Below are 22472 nucleotides of genomic sequence, written 5' to 3' on the forward strand. Positions count from 1 at the left end.
CGCGCGACGTGGTCAGAAGGGCGGCCAGGGGATGGCCGGGCCCTCGCCACCGGGTCCGGGCAGGGCACCGCGCGCCAGCAGGCGCTCGCAACGACGCACGAGCGCGGCGACCTCGCGGTCGTCGAGCAGCTCCGCCAGCGTGCCCGCCAGCTCGCCCTGCGCCACGTCTCGGACGCGCGTGACGGCGGCGCACTCCTGGGCCGTCAACGGCTGCCCGGTCCAGCCCCACAGCACCGTGCGGAGCTTGGGCTCGGCGTGGAACGCGATGCCGTGGTCGATCGCCCACCGGTGGCCGTCGGCGGCCTCCAGCACGTGGCCGCCCTTGCGGTCGGCGTTGTTGAGGACGACGTCGAGCACGGCGATGCGTCGCAGGGCGGCCGTGTCCTCGTGCACCAGCGAGATCGGGCGGTCGGCGGCGTCGTAGCCGTCGAAGACGTGCAGCATGCCGCCGGGCACCGCGCCGGCGGGCACGAGCGTGACCGCCTCCTGGTCCTCGTCGGGCTCCTGCCAGGTCTGCACCATCCCCGGGCCGTGCGGACCGTCGGCCAGCCAGGTCAGCGGCACCGGGTTGCGGAAGTCGTCACCGGCGAAGGCCGCACCGACGAGGTACGCCGCCACCTCGCGCTGTGCCAGAACCGCGCCGGGGAAGTCCCACAGCGGCCGCTCCCCCGCGACCGGCTTGTAGACGACCTGGACCTCGCCGTCGCCCGTGCCGATGCTCCCGACGAAGGTGGCGTTGGAGGCCGGCATGACGCGCCCGTCGAGGACCAGCTCGCCCTGCGGCACACCGTCGTGCGCGCTGGAGGTCATCCCGTGCACGTCGCCCCCGATCGTCACGTCGCGTCAGACCGGGTCGCGCCGACGGAAGCCGTTGGCCCGGACGCACAGGTGGCCGTCGGGGTCGATCGGATTGCCGCAGAAGGGGCAGTTCGGGCGCCCGGCGCCCAGGACGCTCTCGCTGCGCGCCACGAAGGCACGGGCCAGGCCCGGTGGCATCCGGACCAGCAGCACCTCCTCGGGCTCGGGCTCCTCGAAGTCCTCGTCGAGCTGGTCGGGGCTCACCACGGCCGCCTCGGTGAAGGGGAACACCTCCACCACGACGCGCTCGTCGTCGGGGTCCCACGACAGCGTCATGGTGCCGGCGCGGAACTCCTCCTCGATGGGCTGCTCCAGCGGCGCGTTGTCCTGCAGCGCGACGGGCGCGACCGCGGGCACCACGGACGCGGCCGCCTCGCTGTCCATCACCTCGTCGAGGAGCTCGTCGATGCGCTCGGCGAGGGCGGCGACCTGCTGCTTCTCCAGGGAGACGCTGACGAGGCGGGTTCCGCTGCGTGCCTGCAGGAAGAACGTGCGCGAGCCCGGGGGGCCGACGGTGCCCGCGACGAAGCGCTCCGGCGGGTCGAATCCGTGGACGAGAGGCATGTGATCCACCCTAGGGGTGCGCCCCAGTCCGCTGCTCCCCCGGACCGGCTCCCCCGCCGACGGCGGCGTCCGTGGTCGCAGCGCGCCGCGACCGGCGCCCCCTGCCCTTCGCGGGCGGGGCCAGCCACGACAGGTCGCCCTCGTGGGTGTTGCTGGCCAGCACGTAGGGGCGCTGCTCGGAGTAGCGCACGATCGACAGCGACGCCGGGTCGACCGAGATGCGCTGGAAGAGGTCGAGGTGCATGCCGAGCGCGTCGGCGAGCACCGACTTGATGATGTCGCCGTGGCTGACGGCCACCCAGACCGCGCCCGGACCGTGCTCGGACTCGACCTCGGCGTCGTGACGGCGTACGGCCTCCACGGCGCGCGCCTGCATGGCCGACATCGACTCACCGCCCGGGAAGGCCGCGGCCGAGGGCTGGGCCTGGACGGTGCGCCACAGCTTCTCCTTGGCCAGCTCCTTGAGCGTGCGCCCCTGCCACTCGCCGTAGTCGCACTCGGTGATCCCGCGCTCGGTCAGCAGCGGCGGCTCGGTGGGCTGGGCGGCCAGCACGGCGCGGGTGGTCTGCTTGCAGCGCTCCAGCGGGCTGCTGACGACCCGGGCCAGCGGGACCCCGGCGAGACGGGCGCCGGCGCGCTCGGCCTGCCCCCGCCCGAGGTCGTCGAGACGGACGCCCGGGGTGCGCCCGGCCAGGACGCCGGTGGCGTTGGCGGTCGTGCGGCCGTGGCGCAGGAGGACGACGGTGGCCATGGGGGCGACTGTAGCCAGCGCCCTGGGACCGTAGCCTCGGCACGTGATCGTCGACAGCGCGTTGTACCGGCACGGGAACCGTGTCGCCCCCGACGGGGATCCGCACGACTTCGCGGCACTGAAAGCGACCGCCGCGCAGGAGCCGGGGTTCGTCTGGGTGGGGCTCCACGAGCCCACCGAGGACGAGCTGAGCGAGGTGGCGCGCGTCTTCGGCCTGCACGAGCTCGCCATCGAGGACGCCGTGAAGGCGCACCAGCGGCCCAAGCTCGAGCGCTACGACGACAACCTGTTCCTCGTGCTCAAGACGCTCTGGTACGTCGACGAGGAGGACGCCGTCGAGACCGGCGAGATCAGCATCTTCCTCGGCCACGACTTCGTGGTCACCGTGCGGCACGGGCGGGGCAGCGGGCTGGCCGCCGCGCGCGAGGGGCTCGAGGGCGACACCCGGGTCCTGGAGCACGGACCCGCCGCCGTGGTCTACGCCGTGTGCGACCGGGTGGTCGACGAGTACGTCGAGGTCGTCGACGAGCTCCAGGTCGATGTCGACGAGGTCGAGGCCTCGGTCTTCTCCGAGGAGCGCACCGACGACTCCGCACGGATCTACCGGCTCAAGCGCGAGATCGCCGAGGTACGCCGAGCGGTGCTCCCCCTGCGCGAGCCGATGTCTCGGTTCGCCGCCGGACAGGTCCCGGAGGTCGACGCCGCGGCCGCGCCCTTCTTCCGCGACGTGCTCGACCACCTCGCCCGCACCGCCGAGGACGTCGACACCCTCGACGCGCTCCTCTCGACCGCCTTCGAGGCGCACGTGGCCCGGATCTCGATGCAGCAGAACGACGACATGCGCAAGATCTCCGCCGGCGCCGCGCTCGTGGTGGTGCCGACGCTCATCGCCGGCGTCTACGGCATGAACTTCACCCACATGCCCGAGCTGGACTGGACGCTCGGCTACCCGTTCGCGCTGCTGCTGATGGGCGGGGTCTCGGGGTTGCTGTGGTGGTTCTTCCGGCGCTCGGGCTGGTTGTAGCCCCGGGGCGCGCAGCCGGACGGACCGAACCGCTGCTCGGGGGCGGGGAGCCCCCTCCGGTGGCTTCGGGCACGGCCTTCGGTCCGTCCGGCTACGACCGGGAGGCTCGGCAGCGCTCAGGCGGTCAGGACGCCCGCCGACAGCAGCGCCAGCACGGCGCCACCCAGGATCACCCGGTAGACCACGAACGGCGTGTAGGTGCGGGTCGTGACCCACTTCAGGAGCCAGGCGATGACGGCGTACCCGACGACGAAGGAGACGATCGTCGCGACCAGCGTCGGTCCCCAGCCGTAGGAGTTGTCGCCGTTCGGGATCTCCTTGAGCTCGAAGAGACCGGCGCCCACGACCGCGGGGATCGCGAGCAGGAACGCGTAGCGGGTGGCGGCGGCCCGCTCGTAGCCGAGGAGACGGCCCATCGAGAGGGTGGCGCCGGAGCGGGAGACGCCCGGCACGAGGGCGCAGGCCTGGGCGACGCCCATCAGCACCGCGTCGCGCAGCGTGAGCTTGCGGATCTCCTTCTCGTTGCGGCCGAAGCGGTCGGCCAGGCCGAGCAGGATGCCGAACACGATCAGCGTGCAGCCGACGATCCACAGGCTGCGGAAGTCCTCCTCGATGACGTCCTTCAGCGCGATGCCCAGCACCACGATCGGCAGCGAGCCGACGATGATGAACCAGCCCATCCGGGCGTCGAGGTGGCCGCGGTACTCCGCCTGGAACAGGGAGCGCACCCAGGTGCTGCCGATGCGCCAGATGTCCTCGCGGAAGTAGATGAGCACCGCGAGCTCGGTGCCGATCTGGACGACGGCGGTGAACGCAGCGCCCGGATCGCCCCACCCGAACAGCTCGGGGTAGATGCGCAGGTGGGCGCTGCTGGAGATCGGCAAGAACTCGGTGAGCCCCTGCAGGGTCCCGAGGACGACGGCCTTGAGGAGGTCCAGCACGGGCACCAAGCGTAGGGGTAGGGCTCGGCGAGCCGTCGGCGGCACGGCGGGGCGGGGCCGATAGGTTTCGCTCCATGCAGCAGCGATCCGTGGGCAGCACGGGACTCCGGGTCTCCCGACTGGGGCTCGGCACCATGACCTGGGGCCGCGACACCGACGAGCACGAGGCACGCGACCAGCTGGTCGCGTTCGTGGAGGCGGGCGGCACCCTGGTCGACTCGGCCGCGGCGTACGCGGAGGGCCGCTCGGAGCAGCTGCTCGGCTCGCTCCTCGGCGACGTGGTCCACCGCGACGAGCTCGTCATCGCCACCAAGGCGGCGATCAGCGCCCGCGACGGCCGCACCCAGGTGAACGCCTCGCGCGGCTCGCTGCTCTCGACCCTCGACGCCTCGCTGCGCCGTCTCGGCGTGGACCACGTGGACCTGTGGCAGGTGCACACCTGGGACCCCCGCACCCCCCTGGAGGAGACGCTCAGCGCGCTCGACCTCGCGGTGAGCAGCGGACGCGCGGCGCACGTCGGCATCTCCAACTACACCGGCTGGCAGACCGCCCAGGCCGCCACGTGGCAGCGGGCGGTGCCCGGCCGGGTCGCGCTGGCCTCCACCCAGGTGGAGTACTCCCTCGTCAACCGTGCCGTGGAGCACGAGGTCCTGCCGGCCGCCGCTGCCATGGGCCTCGGCGTTCTCCCCTGGTCCCCGCTGGGACGCGGTGTGCTGACCGGGAAGTACCGCACCGGCACGCCCGCCGACTCCCGCGCGGCCACCAGCCAGTTCTCCCGCTTCGTGCAGCCCTACCTCGACGACGACCGCACGATGGCGGTCGTCGAGGCCGTCTGCCGGGCCGCCGAGGGGCTCGACCTCTCACCGGTCCAGGTGGCGCTCGCGTGGGTCCGGGACCGGCCCGGGGTGACGGCGCCTATCGTGGGGGCACGGACCGCGGCCCAGCTGCGGACCGCCCTCAGCGTGGAGGACCTCACCCTGCCGTCCGAGATCGTGGCGGCGCTCGACGACGTGAGCGCGGACTGACGCTCCCCGCTCGGAGGGAGGACCGATGAGGATCGACCGCCGACCACCCCGTGCCGGGGTGGAGTGGGAGTTCGAGCAGGTCGCGTTCTCCCGCGAGCTGAGCCGCAACGTGGTCACCAAGCTGCTCGTGGACCGCGCGGAGCACGGTGGCTGGGAGCTCGACCGCGTCCGGATCGGGGCCGACGGCATCCGACGGGTGATCCTGCGGCGCAAGATCATCAGGGCCGTGCGGACCGCCTGAGGACCCGCTCAGACCTGGTCGAGGAACCGGTCGAAGACCCGGGCGCCGAACTCCAGTGCGTCCACGGGCACCCGTTCGTCGACGCCGTGGAACAGCGCGGTGAAGTCCAGGTCGGCGGGCAGCCGCAGCGGCGCGAAGCCGTAGGAGCGCATCCCGAGCTTGCGGAAGTGCTTGGCGTCGGTGCCGCCGGACATGAGGTAGGGCGCGACGATGCCGTCGGGGTCCTCGGCGAGGATCGAGCGGTTCATCGCGGCGACCAGGTCCCCGTCGTACGGCGTCTCCCACGGCTGCTGGTGGGACACGAAGTCGATGTCGATCCCCTCGCCGGTCAGCTCGGCCAGCGTGGCGAAGAACTCGTCCTCGAAGCCGGGCAGGAAGCGGCCGTCGACGTGGGCGGTGGCCTCGGTGGGGATGACGTTCACCTTGTAGCCGGCGTCGAGCATGGTGGGGTTGGTGGTGTTGGAGATGACCGCGCCGAGCATCCGGGCCGCGCCGCCGAACTCCTCGATGAGGTCGCGGGCGTTCTCCGGGGTCGCCTCGGTGCCGGCGAGGTCGGCGACGGTCGCGAGGAGCACCTCCATCGTCGGCGTGAGGCGCACCGGCCACTCGTGGGCGCCGATGCGAGCCACCGCGGCGGTGAGCCGGGAGACGGCGTTGTCGGTGTTGATCATCGACCCGTGCCCGGCCCGGCCGCGAGCGGTGAGCTTCATCCAGGCCATGCCCTTCTCGGCGGCCTCGACGAGGTAGACGCGCCGCCCGCGCACGGTGGTGGAGAACCCGCCGACCTCACCGACGGCCTCGGTGCAGCCCTCGAGCAGGTCGGGGTGGTCCTCCACGATCACCTGGGCGCCGTGGTGCCCGCCGGCCTCCTCGTCGGCGGTGAAGCAGAGGACGATCGGGCGGTCCGGCACCTGGCCCGCGCGCGTGCGGGCCCGGACGACGCTGAGCAGCATCGCGTCGAAGTCCTTCATGTCGACCGCGCCACGACCCCAGACGTAGCCGTCCTGGACCTCCCCGGAGAACGGATCGACCTGCCAGTCCTCCGCCGCGGCCGGTACGACGTCGAGGTGGCCGTGCAGCAGCAGGGCGTCACGGTCGCTGAACGTGTCGCCCCAGCGCGCGACGAGGCTCGTGCGGCCGGGTGTCCGCTCCACGACGGTCGACTCGATGCCGACCTCGTCGAGGAGCGTCGCGACGTGCTCAGCGGCCTTGCGCTCCCCCGGTCCCTCGGCCTCGCCGTAGTTGGAGGTGTCGATGCGGATGAGGTCGCGACACAGCTCCACGACCTCCGACGCGGGGTCGTAGTCGCGCTGTCCTGGGGCGTCCGAGTGGGGCGTCGACATGCCCTCCAGCATGGCATCACCGGGGAAGCGGTCCCGATGCGGTGGTCCGGTCGACCCGCTGCTACTGTTGCGCCCGCACTCGTCCGGGTGGCGGAATTGGCAGACGCGCTAGCTTGAGGTGCTAGTGCCCGTATTAGGGCGTGGGGGTTCAAGTCCCCCCTCGGACACCAGAAGCACGAAAGGCCCAGGTCACAGCACCTGGGCCTTTCGCTTTCCCCTCCCGGCGGCCACCTGGCGTGACGGCTCCGCAGGGGGCGTCGGAGGGGACCCACGGGGGTGACCTGCGGCCCGCGCGACCGGTTACGGTCGAAAGAGTCCTTCGTACCTGCTCGTCCCCCGGCGCGCCGTCCCCGGCGTGCTGGTCCGAGCCCGCCGGCAACCAGGACCAGGGGGTCCCGTGCTGCAGAGCCTCGCGCTCGGACCGTCCATCGTGCTCTTCGTGGCGTGCACGCTCGTCATCGCCATCACCGGGACGCGCCTGGCCGGCGTCGTCGACCGGTTGGCGGACCGCACCGGTCTGGGCGAGGCGATCATGGGGGCGGTCCTGATGGGACTGGCCACCTCCCTCAGCGGCAGCGTGCTGTCCACCTCGGCCGCCGCGAGCGGCCACCCCGAGCTGGCGATGTCCAACGCCGTGGGCGGCATCGCCGTGCAGACGCTGTTCCTCGCCGTCGCCGATCTCGCCTACCGGCGGGCGAACCTCGAGCACGCGGCTGCCTCCCTCGGGAACCTGCTGCAGGGGGCGTTGCTGCTGACCCAGCTGTCCTGGCTCCTGCTGGCGTTCGCGATGCCGCAGTGGACGATCGGCCCGGTGCACGTGGTGACGCCCCTGCTGCTGGTGTCCTACGTCTACGGACTGCGGCTGGCACGCGATGCGCGGGCCGAGCCGATGTGGGTGCCGCAGAGGACGCGCGAGACCCGCGAGGACGAGCCGGACCCCTCGGGCGAGGAGCGCTCCCTGGCCGGCCTCCTCGGCGTCACCGCGGTCCTGGTGGCGTTCATGGGCGTCGCGGGCTTCCTGATGCAGCGCTCGGCCACCGGCATCGTGGACGCGACCGGGCTCGACGAGGCGCTCATGGGCGTGCTGTTCACCGCGGTCGCCACCTCCCTCCCTGAGCTGGTGACGACGCTGGCGGCCGTCCGCCGCGGTGCCCTCACCCTGGCGGTGGCCGGCATCATCGGCGGCAACGCCTTCGACACGCTCTTCGCCGCGTTCTCCGACGTGGCCTACACCGAGGGCTCGATCTACCACGCCGTCTCCGACCGGGTCGTGACGTGGACGGCGCTGGGTGCGGTGATGAGCGCGGTGCTCATGCTCGGGCTGATCCGCCGTGAGCCGCGTGGTCCTGGCGGCATCGGCTTCGAGAGCGTCGGGCTGATCGGCCTCTACGGCCTGGGCGTCCTCACCGTCCTGCTGGCGTGAGGACGACGGCCTTAGGCGTCAGCGCATGACGCCGAGCCGCCGGCGGTAGCCCGCCTGCGGGAAGACCCGATGCGCGTCCACGCCGGGGAAGCGTGCCTGCACGATCTCCATGAGCAGGTGCCGGTAGTCGGTGGTGACGGTGAGGTCACCGGACTCCAGTCGTCCGTCGCGCAGCGTCGGCCACCGAGAGTGGTAGCGCCCGCCGCGCACCCCGGCCAGGCGCGCGTTGACGCCGTAGCTGAACCGCTCGGCGACATGACGGTCGGCGGGGTCCAGCAGTGGGGGGAATCCTCGCGGCACCGGTGCCCTCCCTCGGCGGTGTCGTGCGGTCACTCACCTGGGCAGCGGGGAGCACCGTGGGCGGTTACCGGTAGCACCCGCCGGTCTGGACCAGTCGGCGATCCCCGGATGTGAAAGCCTCAGGAGGGCATCCTGGAGGTCGATCAGCCCGCTGAGGACCCGTTCCGGTGCAGACCCCCGCTGCACCTCCCCCACCCCCACCTGAGAGCCGTCGCCATGACAGCGCTTCCGTCCCCCAACCCCTCCTTCGACGAGGACCCCTTCGCCACGGCCACGCGCGCGCCCCAGCCGGCGCCCAGGCTGGGGGTGGCCCCCGAGCTCGACGTCGCCGCCGCGACCACGACGGCGTTCGTGATGGCCGACCACCAGGTCGGCTGGCACGACATCGAGGACGCCGTCACCGTCTACCACTGGATCCTCTCCGGCACCTCCGGCCTCCCCGCCGGGCTGCAGATCTACCCGACCGCCGGGCAGGCGGCCGCGTTCCTGCACGGCCACCGCGCCCGCCAGGCCCGCGACGTCGAGTGCGGCTGGTGCATCAGCGACCTGCGTCCCCCGCGTGAGCTCGTCGAGATCGACGAGTGCGCCGTCGCCACGACGCGCTACGTGTTCGCGGGCCACTCGCCCAAGGGCGGCGAGACCCTGGAGATGCTGCTGGTCTACCTGTGGGTCGTCGCGACGTCGCGGCCGTCCTACTCCGGCGACGGGACCCGGGTCTACGACCAGGGCGAGGGCGCGGTCCGGTTCCTGCACGCCTGGCGTCTCGAGCAGGGGCTCGAGGACGAGGACTCCTGCCCCATCTGCCCCTGACGCGTCCTGCGCCCGACCCGGGACCTCTAGGCTCTCCGCGTGAGCGCACCCTTCAGACTCGGCTTCGTGACCGGTGCGACCCCGGACAAGTGGGCACGCATCTTCGAGCAGCGCGCCGGCGCGATCGAGCTCGTCCCGGTGACCGAGGACGAGCAGGAGCAGGGCGTCCGCGAACGCACGCTCGACATGGTGCTGGCCCGGCTGCCCGTGGACCGCGAGGACCTGCACTGCATCCCGCTCTACGAGGAGCGGCCGGTCGCGGTGATGGGTGTCGAGCACGTCGCGACGGTGGTGGAGGAGCTGACCACCGAGGACCTCGCCGACGAGCAGCTGGTCCACCCCGAGCGATCGGGGTGGCGACCGGCCGCGGAGCAGCTGGACTGGCCCGCGATGAGCGTCAAGGACGCCGTCGAGACGGTCGCCGCCGGCACCGGAGTGCTCGTGGTGCCGATGTCGGTCGCGCGCCTGCACCATCGCAAGGACGTCACCTTCCGCCCCGTGACCGACCTGCCGACGACCACGATCGGCCTGGTCTGGCGCACCGACCACGACGACGAGCGGGTGCAGACCTTCATCGGCGTCGTGCGCGGCCGCACGGCCAACAGCTCGCGGCGCTGAGCCGGGCGACCGGCGCGGACCTCACCAGGGCTCACCAGGGCTCACCAGGGCTCACCAGGGCTCACCAGGAGGTCGCGAGCGGCCGCCCCTCGGCGTACCCGGCCGCGGACTGCACGCCGACCACCGCCCGCTCGTGCAGCTCGGCCAGCGACGAGGCGCCAGCGTAGGTGCACGCGGAGCGCACGCCCGAGCAGATCTGGTCGATGAGGTCCTCCACCCCGGGGCGGGCGGGGTCGAGGTACATCCGCGAGGCGGAGATCCCCTCCTCGTAGAGACCCTTGCGGGCGCGGTCGTACGCCGACTCGCCGGCCGTCCGGTGCGCGACGGCGCGCGCGGAGGCCATCCCGAAGGAGACCTTGTAGGACCGGCCGCCGTCCTCGACCAGGTCGCCGGGCGACTCGTGCGTCCCGGCGAACCACGACCCGATCATCACGCTCGACGCACCGGCCGCCAGGGCCAACGCCACGTCGCGCGGGTGGCGCACTCCCCCGTCGGCCCAGACGTGGCCGCCGAGGTCGCGCACCGCGGCGGCGCACTCCAGCACCGCGGAGAACTGCGGTCGCCCGACGCCGGTCATCATCCGGGTCGTGCACATGGCCCCCGGCCCGACCCCCACCTTGACGATGTCGGCCCCGGCCTCGACGAGCGCACGGGCGCCGTCGGCGGAGACGACGTTGCCCGCGGCGACGGGCACCTCCGGGTCCAGCGCCCGCACGGCCCGCAGGGCCTCGAGCATCCGGTCCTGGTGACCGTGGGCGGTGTCGACCACGAGGCAGTCCACCCCGGCCCCCAGCAGGGAGGCCGCCTTGGCCGCGACGTCGCCGTTGACCCCGACCGCCGCGGCGACCCGCAGCCCGCCGTCGGAGTCGACCGCGGGGGTGTAGAGCGTCGCGCGCAGGGCCCCCGCCCGCGTCAGCACCCCGACCAGCCGGCCGTCACCGTCGACGGCCACGGCGAGGGCCGCCCGCGCCCGGTCGATCGCGTCGAACGCCTCACGGGGATCGGTGTCGGCCGAGATCGTCACGCTCGCCGGCCGCATCACCTGGTGCACCTGCGCGAACCGGTCGACCTCCTCGCAGTCGTGCACCCCGACGACCCCGACGGGGCGGCCGTCGTCGACGACCACGGCGGCCCGGTGCGCCCGCTTGGGGATCAGCGACATCGCCTCGGCGACGGTCTGGTGGGGCGCCAGCTCGATCGGGGTGTCGAGGACCAGGTGCCGCGACTTCACGAACCGCACCACGTCGCGCACGACCGGCTCGGGGATGTCCTGCGGGATGACGGTGAGGCCACCTCGCCGGGCCACCGTCTCGGCCATCCGCTTCCCCGCGATCGCGGTCATGTTCGCGACCACGAGCGGCACCGTCGCGCCGGTGCCGTCGGTGGTGGCCAGGTCGACGTCGTACCTGCTGGCGACCGCGGAGTGGGCCGGCACCATGAACACGTCGTCGTAGGTGAGGTCGTGCGGTGGGATGACGTCGTTGAGGAAGCGCACGTCGCGAGCCTACGAGGTGCTGCTCCTAGGGTGGCGGCCATGGGGATGCTGGAGGCCGAGGACCGCACCGACCTGCTCGTCGCGGCGTTCGAGCGCCTCACCGACGCTCGACCGACCGTGTTCGGCCGTGCCCCGGGCCGGGTCAACCTGATGGGCGAGCACACCGACTACAACGCCGGGCTCGTCCTGCCGGTCGCGCTGCCCCACGGCACGCGAGCCGCTGCCCGTGCCCGCGACGACGGCCGAGTCCGGCTGCTCAGCCTCCAGCAGGACGACGCGTTCGTCGGTGACCTGGCCGACCGCGGCCCCGGCGGCCCCACCGGCTGGACCGGGTACGCCGCCGGCGTGCTGTGGGCCCTGTCCCGCGAGGGCCTGCCCGTGCCCGGCGTCGACCTGGTCGTCGACTCCACCGTGCCGCTCGGCGCGGGGCTGTCCAGCTCCGCGGCGCTCGAGTGCGCGGTGGGTGCGGCGGTCCTGGGGCTGCTCGAGCGACCGGTGGTGGGTGCCACCGCCGAGCTCCTGGTCCGTGCGGGGATCACCGCCGAGCGCGAGGTCGTCGGCGCCCCCACGGGCGGCATGGACCAGGCCGTGTCCGTCCACGGCACCGCCGACCACGCCCTGCTCATCGACTTCGAGGACGAGCGCCGTCGGTCGGTGCCGCTGCAGCTCACCGAGCGCGGCCTGGCACTGCTCGTCACGGACACCCGGGTCAGCCACGCCCTCGTCGACGGCGGCTACGGGTCGCGACGCGACGACTGCGAGGAGGCGGCCCGGCTGCTCGGCGTCCCGAGCCTGCGGAAGGCCACGCTCGAGCAGGTCGAGGGACTCGACGACGACCGCCTGCGACGACGGGCCCGCCACGTCGTCACCGAGATCGACCGGGTCACCGCCACGGTGGCCGCTCTCGAGACCGACGACCGGGAGGCGCTCGCCCGGCTCACGGCCGACAGCCACGCCTCGATGCGCCAGGACTTCGAGATCTCCTGCCCGGAGCTGGACGCCGCCGTGGCCGCGGCGGTCGGGGCGGGGGCGCTCGGGGCCCGGATGACCGGCGGCGGCTTCGGCGGTTCCGCGGTGGCGTGGGTCCCGACCGAGAGGGTGGACCGGGTCGTCACCGCCATCGACGACAGCTTCGCCGAGGCCGGTTTCCGCAGCCCGCAGCACCTGCTCGCCACCCCCTCCGCCGGTGCCGCGTGGACTCCGGTCGTCGGCTGAGCCCACGTACTCACCCGGATCCGGGTACGCCGGCGGGCGCGAGGACCCGGCCACCCCGCCGAGGCTGGGGGCATGACGAACAACACCGCCCCTGCGTCCCGCACCACCGCCGCCTTCCAGGCCCAGGCCTGGATCTCCTTCGCCATCGCGCTGCTCTCGATGGTCTTCGCCGTGCTCTACCTGCCCGTCGACCCGTGGGTCCGCGCGTTCCTCGGTCTCGGCACGCTCTACCTGACCACCTCGGCGTTCACGCTCGCCAAGATCATCCGCGACCAGCAGGAGTCCTCCTCGGTCACGATGCGCCTGGACCAGGCGCGCGTCGACAAGATCCTGGCCGAGCACGACCCGTTCCGCGCCGTCTCCTGACGCGCGCGGCGCCCCATCCGCGGCGACGCCCCACCCACCCCGCTCGACCGGGCGCCCGCCAGCTGACCTCGTCCGCCACCACGGTGGCCGGCGCGGGAGTGCGCACCGGCCTGTCGGTCGCCACCCACCTCACGATGGGCGCACGCCGCCTGGTGCGGCCCGACGCGACCGCCCCGCCCGTGGAGCCCGAGCCCGTCGTGCCGGGGCCGCCTCCCACCCCCGAGCCGAAGCCAGAGCCGACGCCCGAGCCTGAGCCGGTCACGCCGGGCGTGACGACGGGCACCGAGCCGGCCAGCAAGCCCGCCGCGAAGCCCGCCGCGAAGCCGGCTGCGAAGAAGCGCCGGGCCGCCGACGTACCGCTGAAGAGCGAGCCGACCCCGGCCTCCGCCCTCCCGCCGGAGCCCGAGGGCCCTGACGCCCCGGCCGAGGAGCTCGGCACCGACGGTGCCACCGGCCTCGCCGAGGCGGAGCCGCTGCTCGACGAGGCGACCGTCAAGCAGGTCGCCGCCGAGACCGAGACCCTGCGGCGCGCCGCCGAGTAGAACGACTCGTGCCCCTCAGCGGGCGCCATGGCGCCCGCTGAGGGGCACGACTGCGTCTACCCGGTCCGAGGACTACTTCAGCTCGGCGCTGGAGAGGCCCAGGATGCGGCGGGCGATGATCAGCTGCTGGATCTGCTGGGTGCCCTCGAAGATGTCGAGGATCTTGGAGTCGCGGGCCCACTTCTCGAGCAGCTCGCCCTCGGAGTAGCCCACCGAGCCGCACAGCTCGACGCAGGACAGCGTGATGTCGGAGCCGACCCGGCCGGCCTTGGCCTTGGCCATCGACGCCTCGAGGCTGTTGGGCTCGCGGTTGTCGGCCATCCACGCGGCCTGCATCATCAGCAGCCGGGCACCCTCCCAGTCGGCCTCCATCTGGAGGTACTTCGCCGCGGCGGCGGACTGGACGTGGGCCGGCCGGTCGTAGTCGATCTCGACACCGGCCTGCGTGAGCAGGTCGCGGGTCAGGTCGAGCGCGGCCTTGGCGCAGCCGACGGCCATCGAGGCCACCAGCGGGCGGGTGTTGTCGAAGGTCGCCATCGCGCCGGCGAAGCCCTGCTTGGTGTCGATCTCCGGGGAGCCGAGGAGGTTCTCCTTCGGCACCCGGCAGTCCTCGAAGATGATGGCCGCGGTGTCGGAGGCACGGATGCCGAGCTTGTGCTCGAGGCGCTCGACCCGCATGCCCGGCGTGCCCTTGGCGACGACGAACGACTTGATCGCGGCGCGACCGAGCTCGCGGTCCAGCGTCGCCCACACCACGATGTGGTCGGCCCGGTCACCGGAGGTCACGTAGATCTTCTCGCCGTTGATGACGTACTCGTCACCGTCGAGGACCGCCGTGGTCTTGATGTTGGCCGAGTCCGACCCCACGCCCGGCTCGGTGATCGCCATGCCGGCCCACACCCCGGCGAAGCGCTCGGACTGCTCGTCGTTCGCGACCGAGGCGATGGCGGAGTTGCCGAGGCCCTGGCGCGGCATCGAGAGCAGCAGGCCCACGTCGCCCCAGCACATCTCGGCGATGGACATCACCGAGGCGAGGTTGGCGCCGTTCTTGGTGCCCTCCTGCTTCTCCTCGGGCTTCTCGTCGCGGCGTACGCCGGCGGCACCCGCACCCTCGGACGCGCCGGACTCCGAGAGCCCGTCGATCATCGACGCGAGCATGTCCAGCTCGGTGGGGTAGGCGTGCTCGGCGCGGTCGTACTTGCGCGAGATGGGACGCAGCATGTTCATCGCGACCTGGTGGGCCTGCGAGGCCAGCGGCTTGAGCTTCTTGGGGTCATCCAGAGAAATGGGCACTGTCTTCGGGTTCCCTTCCGGGTTTTCGAGGAGGAGCGAAGCGGGGGATCGAAAAGCTGGAAGGGCTTAGACGAGCACCGCACCTTCCATGACACCGACGGCACGCAGGTCGCGGTACCACCGCTCGACCGGGTGCTCCTTGACGAATCCGTGACCACCGAGCAGCTGGACGCCGTCGTTGCCGATGGCCATCCCCTTCTCGGCGCACAGCTTGCGGGCCAGCGCGACCTCGCGGGTGAACTCCTGGCCGGCGGCGGCGCGGCCGGCGGCCTTGTAGGTGAGCAGACGCATCGCCTGCAGCTCGATCGCGATGTTCGCGACCATGAACGCCACCGACTGGCGGTGGGCGATCGGCTCGCCGAACGCCTCACGGGTCTTGACGTACGGCGTGACGTAGTCGAGCACGGCCTGGCCGGTGCCGACCGCGAGGGCGCACCAGGCGAGGCGGGAGAGCCGGACGCACTCGGTGTAGGTCGACCCGTCGGTCGCGCCGAGCACGGCGTCGGTCGGGACGGTGACGCCCTCGAGGCGCAGCGTGGCCAGCGAGGCCGCGCGCACACCCATGGACGGCTCGGCCTCGACGGTCAGGCCGGCGGTCGAGGACTCGACCAGGAACAGCACGGGCTTGCCCTCGAGCGCGGCACCCACGACGAAGAGCTCGGCCTCGGCGCCGCGCACGACGCCGGCCTTGGTGCCGTCGAGGACGTAGCCCTCGGCGGTCTTCCGGGCAGTGGTCGACGGCTTCAGCACGTCGAAGAGGACCGTGGGCTCCTGCAGCGCGAGGGCGGCGGCAGGAGCGGCATCCTCGGTGAAGGCCGGCAGGTAGGTCTGCTGCTGGGCCTCGGTGCCCCACAGGCCGAGCGCGGTCGCGACCGAGCCGGGGCCGAGCGCGGCCAGCGCGATGCCCATGTCGCCCCTCGACAGCGCCTCGGCCACCAGGGTGCCGGCCATCGCCGAACGCTCCTCGGAGATGCCGCCGAGCGCCTCGGGCACGCCGAGGATCGGCAGGCCGATCTCCAGGCCGGCCTTCAGGACGCCCTCCGGGGTCTCACAGGCCTCGTTCGCCTCGGCGGCGGCGGGGCGGACGACCTCCTCGGCGTACTCCGAGACCACGTCGACGAGCATCTGCTCGTCCTCGGTGGGCGTGAGGTCGAAGACGCCCTTGCGCGGCGCCGCGGGAGCGCGGGTGCCCGCGCCCTTGCCGCCGGCCTTCTTGAACTGGCGGCTCGCGGCCGTCACCGTCCTGAAGCCCTCGCGGGTGCTGGTGAAGACGACCTGCTCGGCCTGCTTGCGCAGGCCGACGCGGTCGAGGAGGTCGCTCTGGGCCAGCTTGTTCAGCGCCGCGACGGCGTACCCGATGGGGTCACGCTGCTCGGAGCTGGCCAGCCCGTGCCTGCCGCCGGGCGACAGGCGCGTCATGAGGCTCTTGCCGATGTCCATGCCAGAAATGTAACTGTGAGTTACACATAGCGCTACAGGTCGTCTCGTGGAGCCGGTCACAGCGCCATGCGTCCGTCTTCCTAGGATCGCCCGCATGTCCGAGATCCCGCCGCCCGAGCACGCGCCGTACGGTCAGCTCCCCACCGGGGGCACCGTGCGACCCATCACCCGCTGGGGCACGCCGGTGATGCACCGCCCGCAGCAACCGGTCACGGTCTTCGACGAGGAGCTGCGCTCCCTGGTCGCCGACATGGTCGCCACGATGTACGCCGCCGACGGGGTCGGGCTCGCCGCCTGCCAGATCGGCGTCGACGCCGCGGTGTTCGTCTTCGACTGCCCCGACGAGTCCGGCGAGCGCACCGTGGGCGTCGTGTGCAACCCCGAGCTCACCCTGCCCGAGGGCCGCGACCGGCACCTCGACGACGCCGACGAGGGCTGCCTGTCCTTCCCCGGCGCGTTCGTGGAGTGCGCCCGTCCCGACCGGGCCTCGGTCACCGGTCAGGGGCTCGACGGCTCCCCCGTCTCCTTCGAGGGCGACGGGCTCCTCGCCCGCTGCCTGCAGCACGAGACCGACCACACCCGCGGCACGGTCTTCGGCGACCGGCTCTCGACCAAGGCCCGCAAGAAGCTCACCAAGGAGCACGACAAGCAGGTCGAGGACTTCCCGCCGGGCTGGCCCGCCGAGGGCTGAGCCGGACGCCTCGTCGGCGGCGACCTCAGCGGCGCGCGGTGACGTAGCAGGCGACCGCTGCGGCGGCGGCGACGTTGAGCGAGTCGATGCCGGCCGCCATCGGGATGATGGCCCGCCGGTCGGCCGACTGCTCCCAGCGCGAGGTCAGCCCGTGCCCCTCCGAGCCCAGCACCAGGGCGACCCGGTCGAGGCCGGCCACCGCCTCCTCCAGGGGTACGGCGTCGGGCGCGAGGGTCAGCGCCACGCTGGTGAACCCGTGGCCGGCCAAGGTCGGCAGCGCGTCGTACCAGTCCGGCACCCGGGTCCAGGGCAGCGAGAACACCGCCCCCATGCCCACCTTGACGGCCCTGCGGTAGAGCGGGTCGGCGCACCGGGGGCTGAGCAGTACGGCGTCCACGCCCAGGGCGGCACCGGAGCGGAAGGCGGCACCGACGTTGGTGTGGTCGACGAGGTCCTCGAGGACCAGCACGAAGCGGGCCCCGTCGATCACCGACTCCAGCGAGGGGTCGGGGCGCCGGTGCAGCGAGGCCAGCGCCCCACGGTGCACGTGGAAGCCGGTCACCCTCTCGGCGAGCGCCTCGGACAGCACGTAGCAGGGCGCGTCGGAGGCGTCGAGGACGTCGGCGAGGCCGTCGAGCCACCGCGGCGCCATCAGGAACGACCGCGCCTCGAAGCCGCCCTCGACCGCACGGCGGACGACCTTCTCGCCCTCGGCGAGGAAGAGCCCGTGCTCGGCCTCCAGGGCACGTCGCAGCTGGACGTCGCGCAGGTCGCGGTAGTCGGCCAGCCTGGGGTCGGCCGGGTCGTCGATCTCGATCAGTCGTGCCACGTCACGAACGGTAGTGACCGGGGCGCGCGACGCCGACGACGTCCCCCACGACGATGATCGCCGGCGGCCGCACAGCGTGCTCGGCCAGGTCGGTGGCCAGCATGGCGAGCGTGGAGAGCACGGTGCGCTCCCCCGGCATCGTCCCCTCCTGGATGACCGCCACCGGTGTGGTCGGCTCGCGTCCTCCGTCGAGCAGCGCCTCGGCGATGGCCGGGGCGTTCTCGACCGCCATGAGCAGCACGACGGTGCCGCGCATCCGGGCGACGGCGTCCCAGGCGACGAGCGAGTCGGGGTGACCCGGCGGCAGGTGCCCGGAGATGACGGTGAACTCGTGCGCCACGCCCCGGTGGGTGACGGGGATGCCCACCGACGCAGGCACGGCGATCGAGGAGGTGAGGCCGGGCACGACCGTGACGGGCACCCCGGCGGCCTGGCAGGCCAGCACCTCCTCGTAGCCGCGACCGAAGACGAAGCCGTCGCCGCCCTTGAAGCGCACGACCCGCTTGCCCTCCCGGGCACGCGCGACGATGACCTCGTTGATGGCCTCCTGGGTGGCCGAGCGTCCACGGGGCAGCTTGGCCACGTCCACGAGCTCGACGTGGGCGGGCAGCTCGTCGAGCAGCTCGCGGGGCGCCAGCCGGTCCGCCACCACGACGTCGGCCGAGGCGAGCGCGTGCCGGGCGGCCACCGTGGCGAGCTCCGGGTCGCCGGGACCACCACCGACCAGGACCACGCCGGCGGTGGTGTCCAGGGTGGTGCGTGCGGTCAGGGTGCCGTCACGGAGCGCCGTCATGATCTCGTCACGGACCCCGGCGGACTTGCGGGGCTCCCGGTTGGCCAGCACCGCGACGGTGAGCCCGCCGTGGCGACCGACCGCCGGGGTCCAGGCCGTCCCCCCGGCGGCGTCGTCGGCGCGGACGCAGAAGATCCGTCGGCGCTCGCACTCCTCCGAGACCAGCGCGTTGGTCTCCGGGTCGTCGGTCGCCGCGACGACGTACCACGCGTCCTCGAGGTCGGCGAGCTCGAAGCGGCGCTCGACCCAGGTGACCTCCCCCGCCAGCCCCTCGAGGGCGGGAGTCACCTCGGGCGAGACCAGCAGGACGTCCGCACCCGCGCCGATGAGGGCGGGTACCCGGCGCTGGGCGACGTGGCCGCCGCCCACCACGACGACCCGGCGTCCGGCCAGGCGCAGTCCGACGGGGTACGGCGGGGCGTCCGTGTGGTCTCCGAGCATGCCCCCATCCTCCCGCGGCCGGAGCGACCCGATCGCACTGCCCGGGTGGTGGTCCACGTGTCGGCGCCGGACTAGGTTCGCGCTATGACGTCCCTGGATCGACCTGTCACCCCGAACCCGTACGACCTGCTGCCGAGCGTGCCGTCCTTCTCGGTGCGCAGCGACGACGTGACCGACGGCCAGCCGCTGGCCCCGGCGCAGGTGGCCGCCGAGGGCAACACCTCACCGCACCTGTCGTGGGAGCCGGGCCCCGAGGGCACGAAGAGCTACACCGTGACCTGCTTCGACCCCGATGCACCCACCCCCAGCGGCTTCTGGCACTGGGTCCTGGTCGACCTGCCGGCCGACTGCACCGAGCTGCCCGCGGGCCTCGGCGCCGAGGACGCCGACCTCCCGGGGTCGGCCTTCATGTGCCGCAACGACGGCGGCCCGAAGGCGTTCATGGGTGCCGCCCCACCCGAGGGCGACCAGGTGCACCGCTACTTCTTCGTGGTGCACGCGGTGACCGAGGAGACCCTCGGGGTCGACTCCGACGCCAGCCCGGCGGTCGTGTCCTTCAACCTGGTCTTCAAGACCGCTGGGCGCGCGATCGTCCACGGGACCTACCAGCACTGACGCCGCCGTCCGGTGCGATCCGTGCCGCTTCGGCCCGCAGCCAGGCCGCGGCGTCGGGGTCGCACCGGTCCGCGTCGGTCAGCCAGTCCACGCACGGCGCCCACGAGCCGGTCACGCCGGCAGCGACGTCCGCGCCAGCCGCCAGGACCAGTGCTGCCGCCCCCGCGAGCGGCTCGGCAGCCCCGGTCTCCGCACGCAGGCGGTCCGCCGCCTGCGTGAGGTCGTCATCTCCCGCGACGGCCACGCGGGTGCTGCGCAGGTGCGCGGCCGCCTCCGGCAGCGTGCCCGCCGCACCAGCACCACAGGCCGCCTCCAGCTCGGCGGCGAGGTCGCCGAGGTGGCGCTCGAGGAGCCAGCTCGGCATCCCACGCGTCGCGAGCACCCGGGAGAGCCAGGCGACCTGGCCGAGGCACCCGTCGGTCGGCAGGTCGCCCAGCGTCACGAGCCACGCGGAGTCGGTGCCGGCGAAGCGCGCGCCGCGATCGGAGTACCTCGCGCGGTAGTAGGCCTCGGCCTCGAAGGTCCGGTGGGCTGCCCGCAGTGCGGCACGAAGACGCTCGGCATCAGTGGTCACCGAGTGGTGCCCCGCGTCGCGGTGCGAGGCACCGGCGTCCGGGGAGCGGCCCATGCGGTTGCGCTGCACCGTGTCGGCCACCCGCGCCCACGCCCGCTGCACCTCGACGAGCACGTCCCCCTCCGCCTGCCCCTGCAGGAGCAGCCGCAGCGTCCCGGGGTCGTGCACCCCGCTGACCAGGCTCACCCGCTCCACCGAGACCACGGCCGCCCACTCGGGCGGCGTCGCGATGACGCCGGTGCGGTCGCGCTCGGCCTCGGCGAGCAGCAGGTCGAGCACCGCCGGGTCGAGCGTCGCTGCCTCGTCGACCACGGGGTCCTCAGCCACGGGCGGTGCCCTCGGAGTCGTCCTCGTCGGCGGCCGGCACCGCGGTGACCACCACGTTGGAGAGGTAGCGGGTGCCGTCCCAGTCCTCGCAGGTGAGCAGCACCAGGCGGCCGTCGACCTCCTGGCTGAACAGGTCGGCGGCGCGACGGGCCAGGGTGCCCTTGCGATAGACCTCGACGTCCTGCACCACGTAGCTCTCGGTCCGCTCCGGGCCCTCTTCCCCCGAGCCACGGTGGCTGTGCACCAGGACCTCGTCACCCTCCGCGAGGGTCTCGAGGTCGTCGAGGGCGCCACCGCCGGTGTGCACCGTGTGCCCGACCACCAGGGCGCTGCCGGTGTCGGCCCCGGGCCGGGCGCCGTCGGCCCACCAGCCGAGGACCTGGGGGTCGGCGGGAGGCACCAGGGTGCGATCCGGCGCCCTGATCGGACGGATCGGGGCGTCGACGTCCAGCGCGGGAACCACCAGCCGGTCGGGGTACCCCGGTCGAGCGGAGGCGTACGTCGCGTCCTCGGTCGTGTCGACGCCGGGTGGCCCCGTCGTGGTGCTGCTGGGCGACGTGGGCGCCGGGGCAGCAGGGGTGGGCCCGCCCTCACCCCGGGTCAGCAGGACCACGGTGAGCACCACGGCGACCAGGAGGACGAGCGCACCGCCGGTCCATGCGCCCCGGGGCGTCCGCAGCCCGCCGCGGAGAGCGGACAGCGCGCGGGCAGGTCGGGACGGGGGCGTGGACGCGGGGGGCACGGCCCCACTGTGCCCGATGACCGGTCGCCGACACCCGCCAGGGCGCTCCCCCCGTGCCTGCAGCCGAGGTGCGACCCGGGGCTCAGCGCATCGACCGACGGTGCAGGACCAGGACCGCGCGGTCGTCGTCGCCGCGGCGCACCTTGCGCAGCACCCGCCGTCCGGCGCCCTCGAAGCCGCCGAGCACCGCGGTGCGGGCGGTCTCGCGCAGCCAGTCGATGCCGGCGTCGATGTCGAGACCGGGACGCTCCACCACGCCGTCGGTGTAGAAGAGCAGGCCGTCGCCGGGCTGCAGCACGCCCGTGCTGTGGTGCAGCTCGGGGCGGGGCTGCACCCCCAGGGCCGTGCCCCGCGCGGAGTCGGCGACCCAGTGCCGGTCGATGTGGTCCCACACCAGCGCGGGCGGGTGGCCGGCCGAGTGCAGCTCGTAGGCACCGGTGCGCAGGTCCACCAGCACGTGCACCGCCGTCGCGAACGTCTCGTCGGAGTCCTGGCGCAGCAGGAAGTCGTTGGCCGCCTCGACCAGGGCCACCGGGGGCAGCGCGCCGATGAGTCCACCGAGCGCACCGGCGAACTGCAGCGCGTCCGTCCCGGCCGCGACCCCCTTGCCGACCACGTCGACGAGCACCATCTCCAGCTGGCCGCGGGACTCGTCGAGTCGGGCCACCATGAAGTCGCCGGCGTACCCCACGTCGTGGGCGGCGACCATCGCCGTCTCGCAGTGCCAGCCGTCCGGCAACGGGGGCACCGTGCCCTGGCGCTGGAGCCGGTCGCGCAGGTCCGCCAGCATCGCCCCGCCCAACGGCACCGGGAGGCCGGAGCGCTGGTGTCGCGACTGGTAGAGGATCAGCGCCCCGCCGAGCGCGAGCGCGGCCATGCCCGAGGCCCGGGCGCTGCCGAACTGGCCGTCGTGCAGACCGTCCACCACCGCCAGCGTGAGGGCGCCCAGCACCGTGTAGGCCACCAGCACCGTGAGCTGGCGGTGCTTGAGCAGCAGCATCCCCACGACCAGCCACACGAAGTACGTGCCGACCGGCATCACGGAGTAGAACGGCAGCGAGATCCCGAAGCAGACCGTCACGGCCGCCAGCAGCAGCGCCAGCACCGTCCACTGGCTGCGCGAGGTGCCGCTGCGCCACTCGCCCACGAGCGTGTGGCTGGGTCTGGGGCGGTCGGGCACGAGTCGCACCCTAGGCCCTGCGGGGGTCGGG

General features: G+C 73.3%; 25 protein-coding genes and 1 tRNA gene. 12 read left to right on the plus strand and 14 right to left on the minus strand.

Annotated features, from left to right (window positions below; genetic code table 11):
• Positions 1-12: 12 nt before the first annotated feature.
• The 3 genes from A6R01_RS02355 to A6R01_RS02365 are packed head-to-tail and all read right to left on the minus strand — an operon-like array spanning position 13 to position 2173.
• Entirely contained in the window at positions 13-810 is a 798-nt protein-coding gene (locus tag A6R01_RS02355; protein WP_292603161.1) for an SCO1664 family protein, read from the minus strand.
• 33 nt (positions 811-843) lie between these two features.
• Positions 844-1422 (minus strand): DUF3090 domain-containing protein, encoded by a 579-nt coding sequence (locus tag A6R01_RS02360; protein WP_292603163.1) that lies wholly within the window; start codon positions 1420-1422, stop codon positions 844-846.
• 10 nt (positions 1423-1432) lie between these two features.
• Complete coding sequence (locus tag A6R01_RS02365; protein ID WP_292603165.1) at positions 1433-2173, minus strand: histidine phosphatase family protein; 741 nt, start codon at positions 2171-2173, stop codon at positions 1433-1435.
• A gap of 43 nt (positions 2174-2216) precedes the next feature.
• Between A6R01_RS02365 and corA the strand changes: the two genes are divergently transcribed.
• A complete protein-coding gene (gene corA, locus A6R01_RS02370; RefSeq protein ID WP_292603167.1) occupies positions 2217-3197 on the plus strand; it encodes a magnesium/cobalt transporter CorA in 981 nt (326 codons plus the stop codon).
• A 116-nt stretch (positions 3198-3313) separates the two neighbouring features.
• On the opposite strand, the gene A6R01_RS02375 is transcribed toward corA, so the two are convergent.
• Positions 3314-4138: an undecaprenyl-diphosphate phosphatase gene (locus A6R01_RS02375; RefSeq protein ID WP_292603169.1), complete on the minus strand. Its 825-nt coding sequence runs from the start codon at positions 4136-4138 to the stop codon at positions 3314-3316.
• A gap of 74 nt (positions 4139-4212) precedes the next feature.
• Between A6R01_RS02375 and A6R01_RS02380 the strand changes: the two genes are divergently transcribed.
• Positions 4213-5163 (plus strand): aldo/keto reductase, encoded by a 951-nt coding sequence (locus A6R01_RS02380; RefSeq protein WP_292603171.1) that lies wholly within the window; start codon positions 4213-4215, stop codon positions 5161-5163.
• Between the two features lie 25 nt (positions 5164-5188).
• Positions 5189-5404: a DUF5703 family protein gene (locus A6R01_RS02385; protein ID WP_292603173.1), complete on the plus strand. Its 216-nt coding sequence runs from the start codon at positions 5189-5191 to the stop codon at positions 5402-5404.
• Positions 5405-5412: 8 nt separating this feature from the next.
• Here A6R01_RS02385 and A6R01_RS02390 read toward each other — a convergent pair whose 3' ends face one another.
• Entirely contained in the window at positions 5413-6747 is a 1335-nt protein-coding gene (locus A6R01_RS02390) for a M20/M25/M40 family metallo-hydrolase (RefSeq protein WP_292603176.1), read from the minus strand.
• Between the two features lie 81 nt (positions 6748-6828).
• Here A6R01_RS02390 and A6R01_RS02395 point away from each other — a divergent pair.
• Both A6R01_RS02395 and A6R01_RS02400 read left to right on the plus strand, forming a co-directional pair.
• A tRNA-Leu gene (locus A6R01_RS02395) sits at positions 6829-6917 on the plus strand.
• 227 nt (positions 6918-7144) lie between these two features.
• Positions 7145-8170, plus strand: a complete 1026-nt coding sequence (locus A6R01_RS02400; RefSeq protein WP_292603178.1) for a hypothetical protein — start codon at positions 7145-7147, stop codon at positions 8168-8170.
• An 18-nt stretch (positions 8171-8188) separates the two neighbouring features.
• Here A6R01_RS02400 and A6R01_RS02405 read toward each other — a convergent pair whose 3' ends face one another.
• Positions 8189-8470, minus strand: coding sequence for a hypothetical protein (locus A6R01_RS02405; protein ID WP_292603179.1), 282 nt, complete (start codon positions 8468-8470; stop codon positions 8189-8191).
• Between the two features lie 216 nt (positions 8471-8686).
• Between A6R01_RS02405 and A6R01_RS02410 the strand changes: the two genes are divergently transcribed.
• Together A6R01_RS02410 and A6R01_RS02415 are read left to right on the plus strand one after the other, a co-directional pair.
• A complete protein-coding gene (locus tag A6R01_RS02410; RefSeq protein ID WP_292603180.1) occupies positions 8687-9280 on the plus strand; it encodes a hypothetical protein in 594 nt (197 codons plus the stop codon).
• Between the two features lie 39 nt (positions 9281-9319).
• A complete protein-coding gene (locus A6R01_RS02415) occupies positions 9320-9898 on the plus strand; it encodes a LysR family substrate-binding domain-containing protein (RefSeq protein ID WP_292603182.1) in 579 nt (192 codons plus the stop codon).
• Positions 9899-9959: 61 nt separating this feature from the next.
• Here A6R01_RS02415 and A6R01_RS02420 read toward each other — a convergent pair whose 3' ends face one another.
• Positions 9960-11393: a GuaB1 family IMP dehydrogenase-related protein gene (locus tag A6R01_RS02420; protein ID WP_292603184.1), complete on the minus strand. Its 1434-nt coding sequence runs from the start codon at positions 11391-11393 to the stop codon at positions 9960-9962.
• 39 nt (positions 11394-11432) lie between these two features.
• On the opposite strand from A6R01_RS02420, the gene galK reads away from it, so the two are divergent.
• The 3 genes from galK to A6R01_RS02435 all read left to right on the plus strand — a co-directional run bounded on the left by galK (position 11433) and on the right by A6R01_RS02435 (position 13516).
• A complete protein-coding gene (gene galK / locus A6R01_RS02425) occupies positions 11433-12608 on the plus strand; it encodes a galactokinase (RefSeq protein ID WP_292603186.1) in 1176 nt (391 codons plus the stop codon).
• A 72-nt stretch (positions 12609-12680) separates the two neighbouring features.
• Complete coding sequence (locus A6R01_RS02430) at positions 12681-12974, plus strand: YiaA/YiaB family inner membrane protein (protein ID WP_292603188.1); 294 nt, start codon at positions 12681-12683, stop codon at positions 12972-12974.
• Positions 12975-13057: 83 nt separating this feature from the next.
• Positions 13058-13516, plus strand: coding sequence for a hypothetical protein (locus A6R01_RS02435; RefSeq protein ID WP_292603190.1), 459 nt, complete (start codon positions 13058-13060; stop codon positions 13514-13516).
• A 72-nt stretch (positions 13517-13588) separates the two neighbouring features.
• Here A6R01_RS02435 and A6R01_RS02440 read toward each other — a convergent pair whose 3' ends face one another.
• Both A6R01_RS02440 and A6R01_RS02445 read right to left on the minus strand, forming a co-directional pair.
• Positions 13589-14809 carry an acyl-CoA dehydrogenase family protein gene (locus A6R01_RS02440; RefSeq protein WP_292603192.1) on the minus strand — a complete coding sequence of 407 codons (1221 nt, stop codon included), beginning with the start codon at positions 14807-14809 and terminating at the stop codon, positions 13589-13591.
• 66 nt (positions 14810-14875) lie between these two features.
• On the minus strand, positions 14876-16249 hold the full coding sequence (locus A6R01_RS02445; RefSeq protein ID WP_292603194.1) for an acyl-CoA dehydrogenase family protein: 1374 nt from the start codon (positions 16247-16249) through the stop codon (positions 14876-14878).
• A 94-nt stretch (positions 16250-16343) separates the two neighbouring features.
• Here A6R01_RS02445 and def point away from each other — a divergent pair, with 94 nt between their 5' ends.
• The gene (def, locus tag A6R01_RS02450) at positions 16344-16940 is read left to right on the plus strand and encodes a peptide deformylase (RefSeq protein WP_292603196.1); all 597 of its coding nucleotides are present in this window, start codon (positions 16344-16346) and stop codon (positions 16938-16940) included.
• Between the two features lie 25 nt (positions 16941-16965).
• Here the strand turns inward: def and A6R01_RS02455 are convergent, their stop codons facing one another.
• Positions 16966-17769, minus strand: coding sequence for an RNA methyltransferase (locus tag A6R01_RS02455; RefSeq protein WP_292603198.1), 804 nt, complete (start codon positions 17767-17769; stop codon positions 16966-16968).
• Position 17770: 1 nt separating this feature from the next.
• Positions 17771-19003 (minus strand): uroporphyrinogen-III C-methyltransferase, encoded by a 1233-nt coding sequence (gene cobA / locus A6R01_RS02460; RefSeq protein WP_292603200.1) that lies wholly within the window; start codon positions 19001-19003, stop codon positions 17771-17773.
• An 84-nt stretch (positions 19004-19087) separates the two neighbouring features.
• On the opposite strand from cobA, the gene A6R01_RS02465 reads away from it, so the two are divergent.
• Positions 19088-19618 carry a YbhB/YbcL family Raf kinase inhibitor-like protein gene (locus A6R01_RS02465; protein WP_292603202.1) on the plus strand — a complete coding sequence of 177 codons (531 nt, stop codon included), beginning with the start codon at positions 19088-19090 and terminating at the stop codon, positions 19616-19618.
• Here A6R01_RS02465 and A6R01_RS02470 read toward each other — a convergent pair.
• The 3 genes from A6R01_RS02470 to A6R01_RS02480 all read right to left on the minus strand — a co-directional run bounded on the left by A6R01_RS02470 (position 19572) and on the right by A6R01_RS02480 (position 22441).
• Positions 19572-20519, minus strand: a complete 948-nt coding sequence (locus A6R01_RS02470) for a hypothetical protein (protein WP_292603204.1) — start codon at positions 20517-20519, stop codon at positions 19572-19574. The genes A6R01_RS02465 and A6R01_RS02470 overlap by 47 nt on opposite strands.
• Positions 20512-21261 (minus strand): class F sortase, encoded by a 750-nt coding sequence (locus A6R01_RS02475; protein ID WP_292603206.1) that lies wholly within the window; start codon positions 21259-21261, stop codon positions 20512-20514. Before A6R01_RS02475 ends, A6R01_RS02470 begins: the two co-directional genes overlap by 8 nt.
• An 82-nt stretch (positions 21262-21343) precedes the next feature.
• Positions 21344-22441, minus strand: coding sequence for a PP2C family protein-serine/threonine phosphatase (locus A6R01_RS02480; protein ID WP_292603208.1), 1098 nt, complete (start codon positions 22439-22441; stop codon positions 21344-21346).
• Positions 22442-22472 lie beyond the last annotated feature (31 nt).

Source organism: Nocardioides sp. REDSEA-S30_B4 (genome assembly GCF_001627265.1).
Classification (GTDB): Bacteria; Actinomycetota; Actinomycetes; order Propionibacteriales; family Nocardioidaceae; genus Nocardioides.